Origin of the sequence: Winogradskyella alexanderae, from assembly GCF_020166335.1 — a bacterium.
GTDB classification, from domain to species: domain Bacteria; phylum Bacteroidota; class Bacteroidia; order Flavobacteriales; family Flavobacteriaceae; genus Winogradskyella; species Winogradskyella alexanderae.
This window is the reverse complement of record NZ_JAIUJR010000025.1, coordinates 1-3,568: the sequence shown is the minus strand read 5'-3', so window position 1 is coordinate 3,568 and position 3,568 is coordinate 1. Positions and strand designations below refer to the sequence as shown.

At 31.0% G+C, this 3,568-nt stretch carries 4 protein-coding genes; 1 reads left to right on the top strand and 3 read right to left on the bottom strand.

What is annotated here, in order from left to right; translation table 11 throughout:
* Positions 1-271: 271 nt before the first annotated feature.
* The 3 genes from LBU54_RS15130 to LBU54_RS15120 all read right to left on the bottom strand — a co-directional run bounded on the left by LBU54_RS15130 (position 272) and on the right by LBU54_RS15120 (position 2,855).
* Entirely contained in the window at positions 272-1,447 is a 1,176-nt protein-coding gene (locus LBU54_RS15130) for a TlpA family protein disulfide reductase (RefSeq protein WP_224531937.1), read from the bottom strand.
* 203 nt (positions 1,448-1,650) lie between these two features.
* Positions 1,651-2,067, bottom strand: a complete 417-nt coding sequence (locus LBU54_RS15125; protein ID WP_224531936.1) for a hypothetical protein — start codon at positions 2,065-2,067, stop codon at positions 1,651-1,653.
* A gap of 152 nt (positions 2,068-2,219) precedes the next feature.
* Positions 2,220-2,855: a hypothetical protein gene (locus LBU54_RS15120; protein ID WP_224531932.1), complete on the bottom strand. Its 636-nt coding sequence runs from the start codon at positions 2,853-2,855 to the stop codon at positions 2,220-2,222.
* 160 nt (positions 2,856-3,015) lie between these two features.
* On the opposite strand from LBU54_RS15120, the gene LBU54_RS15115 reads away from it, so the two are divergent.
* Positions 3,016-3,291 (top strand): hypothetical protein, encoded by a 276-nt coding sequence (locus LBU54_RS15115; protein ID WP_224531929.1) that lies wholly within the window; start codon positions 3,016-3,018, stop codon positions 3,289-3,291.
* The last annotated feature ends 277 nt before the right edge of the window (positions 3,292-3,568 follow it).

Genomic DNA, 3,568 nt, shown 5'->3' with positions numbered 1-3,568 from the left:
CTGTTTTGGCTCGAAGCCCGTCCTAGGGCGATATTTTGTGTTAAGGGATAGGTGCAATTTGGTTTAGCGCTCTGTTGTGAACAATTTACTTTAAGGTGCACTGTCAGCGAAGCTGCGCAGATTAAAGTTCGCCCTGGGCGAATTGTTCACAACGGTTTCGGCTATGAGTAGTTGCGTGGTTTAGCGGTTAACTTTGCAAGTATACACCAAACTGAAAATCCGCGAGGATTTTCAGAAGTAGGCGAGAACAAGCAATTACTTATAGCCATTGTTAGCCACCGTTATTTTTGCTCAATTTCAACATCTTTATTTTCTCTGGCTGTTCGGATATATTTATTCTAAATCCGTGTTTTTCAAGTTCTCTGTTTAATGAAAAACCATCTTCGTAACTCCAATTCAATTCGATATCAAATTCGTAATCTAATTGTGTTTTATCTTTTATTGGTTTTTGTACTTCATTTTCAAGATATTCAATAAGATTGTACGAAGTCAATTTTTTTCCAGAATAAAAAGGTCCACGAAATTCGCGAGTATATTTTTCCTCGTTTGACTTTTCTGGCAACTTACTTTTATCTACAATTTCTAAAACATAAGCAGAATCGACTTCTTTTTCTACCAAATCTGCTCTAACAGCCAAGTTCTTATTTAAAATTTCTTTAGCATTCTCAAGTAAACCTTTTTTATAGTTTTCTTTTTGTTCCAAATTAAAACAGTATTTATTTGAAGGAAGCTCTTTCACTGTATAAATTCTTGCGGCAGAGGAAAGTCCATAAATATCTGTCATTAATCGATAGATTGATACATTCCGAAAATCCAATGAAATTGGCTCACCGTTTTCATCTCGTTTTATTTCATTTTTAAACCCTAAGTTTTTGTTTTCCGAGGTAAGTTTGTATTGATAATTATTGTTCTTAAATTCTTTATTCAAACTAAAGTTAGAAGTAGCAACTTCTGTTTCTTCAAGTTTAATTGGCTTTCCCTTAATTAAATCATTTATTGTTTCTTCAGTAATTTTGTCTGGTGTTGTAATGGCTTGGACTATTCCATTTTTATCAATTAGAATAGCGTGCGGAATATACTTGTAGTTGAATATTTTGAGATGAGTAGTATCGAAAGCGACTCTCAAACTTGTTTGCGTATTTTCAATATATCTGTTTAGATTTTTTCTATTATCAGTTGAGACCGTTATTATTTCAATGTCATTATCAAATTTTTCTTGGTAATTCTCCAACTTTTTCATTGCTGGAATACAAGGCGAACACCAAGTAGCCCAAAATTCGATAATTATTGGTTTGTCTCGATTATTTAGGTTAAAAGGCTCCTTGTCCTTATTCAATATTTCGTTGAATGAATAATCAGGAATCTTTTTTCCGATTTCAGCAACTTTTTTTTCATCTGAACAAGAAAGAAATGATGCGATTATTATTAATATCAGTATGTTTTTCATAATGGTGGCTAACGGTTTTGTATATGGAAAGTTGCGTGTAAAAACGCTTGTGCTTTCCGATTAATAACTAAATGAATTTAATAAGATGATATTTAAAATATTAAACATAATGAAGCAATTTTTTATATACGTTGTTGGCAACCGTTTTTTATTATATCTGGTATATTGTTTTTTTATGTTAGTTTTAGTTATGTCGGTAATGTTTATTTTTTTTCAGGATTATTTTTTCCACTAATCAAATCAAGAAATAATATCGATATAATTATTCCGAAATAAGTCAATAAAAAACCATAGAAATGAAATATTTTACCAAAAAACACTTTAAATAAATAGCCTAAAAATATTATTAATGACAATAATATTACTTGTATCGCAACTGTAGGTATTACTACATTTTCTTCCAATATGTTTGTGTCTTTTTCAGAGCGTGTCAATATAATTGAAGTCAATAAAGATGAAACTATTGTTAACCCAATACAAACAGAAGCTATAATTAAAAAGTCATCATTTTTATAAAATTCATGATGAAAAATATATATAGATATATACCAAAATGGAAGTAAAACAGAATTTATCAAAAGTGTTTTTAAATGTTTTGGTATTTTATCTATATCTAACATTATTTAAAGTGTTTTTTTAAATGGTTGCCAACGGTCTCGTATAACCGTCAGTTACGGGATTAAAGTTAATGATTTTCGGTTTAGCACAGACGTTAGCAATTCCGAGTGGATTCGGACGTAGTCGAATCCGCCGTAATTGCGGTTATACATTGTTACCACACGTTTTTTTCTTTCGGTGTTGATTTATATTCTTTATTCGCACTTTCCAATATTTTCTTCTCAAATAATTTCGGAAAGTACTTCATAATTATTGTCGATTTGAGTTTGGTAAATCCGCTAACTTTTTGGTCTGATTTTTTCCATAAGCTTTTAGCATCTTTTTCAGTCAGGATTTTTTCAATTCCGTTTTTAGAGTCAATTTTTATTAATGGAAATTCAGGTTGATTTTCTCCACAAAGCGTTATTTGTTTTCCTAATTCCGCACTCATTGTCTTCATAAAATCCGTTACCTTTTTCAATTCCAATTCCGAGTGTATTTCAGAAGGATTAATGTCAAACTCGATTTGGTCAATAAGAAAAAAGTAGCACTTGACAACAATTCCGTCCAAATCAATTGTCGCAGATTTGGTTTCCAGTTCGCCAGTTTCGTCCGCAAACATTGTTTTCACATATCCGAAGTCAATTTTGTCAGTCAAATTATCTTCATAAACTCCAAAGGTCAATTTGTAGTCAGAGTTCAATAAGTCAACCACTTTTTTCCAATCCGAAATTGTTGCGTTTTGAACATAAATATCTCTTAAGGCTCCATCCTTTTCAAATATCCATTCTATGTCTTTCCAGTTTCTCAATGTTGCTCTTAAATGTGTGGTAACGGCTTAGGCTATGATTTCGTTGCGTAGTTTAAGCTGTTACAAAAAAAGTAGCAACGAATAATTAATTATGGTTTGTATATTCAAAAAATGCTTTAAAAAGCAATGAATTATAGCCATTGTTGTAAACAGTTTTTTTATGTCAGATTCTTTAAAATTGTTTTTAGAGTCAAAAGATGCTCACAATGATTGCGTTGGTAAAATTGGTTTGGTCTTAGATGCTTTGATTTCATGTCGTGTCTTTTTTTATAATGATGATAATTTTGAGTATGGTGTAAAAGACAAAGAATTATTCTTAAAGTCAGTTAAAGATTTTTCAGACGCTCTGAAAGAGTTCCATAACGCTTCTTATAAGTTTCGTGGTGTTGAGAATCCTTGGTCAAAACCACCTCAAGAACGTTCAAAGCAATATTAATTTCATTTTTAGTTACAGTTCTAATGTCTGCTGAACCAATTATAATTTTTATAATATGTTTTTCTGAATTGTCAAAATAATTACTATGATTGATTTCTTTATCAATATCAATTATGTTTTTATCAGAAATAAAGTCGGATATTTTATTTATCATAATGTATCTTTAAATTGTTTACAACGTGTTTGGCTATGGTTTCGTTGCGGAATGGTTCGGCAGAACTATTCCGCCGTAAACCAAAGTTAGCAAATACGCAGGAATTTCCGAGAGGAAATTCCG

Coding starts and splice junctions, on each gene's coding strand:
- LBU54_RS15130 (WP_224531937.1), bottom strand. CDS start 1,447: ATGAAAAACATACTGATATTAATAATAATCGCATCATTTCTTTCTTGT.
- LBU54_RS15125 (WP_224531936.1), bottom strand. CDS start 2,067: ATGTTAGATATAGATAAAATACCAAAACATTTAAAAACACTTTTGATA.
- LBU54_RS15115 (WP_224531929.1), top strand. CDS start 3,016: ATGTCAGATTCTTTAAAATTGTTTTTAGAGTCAAAAGATGCTCACAAT.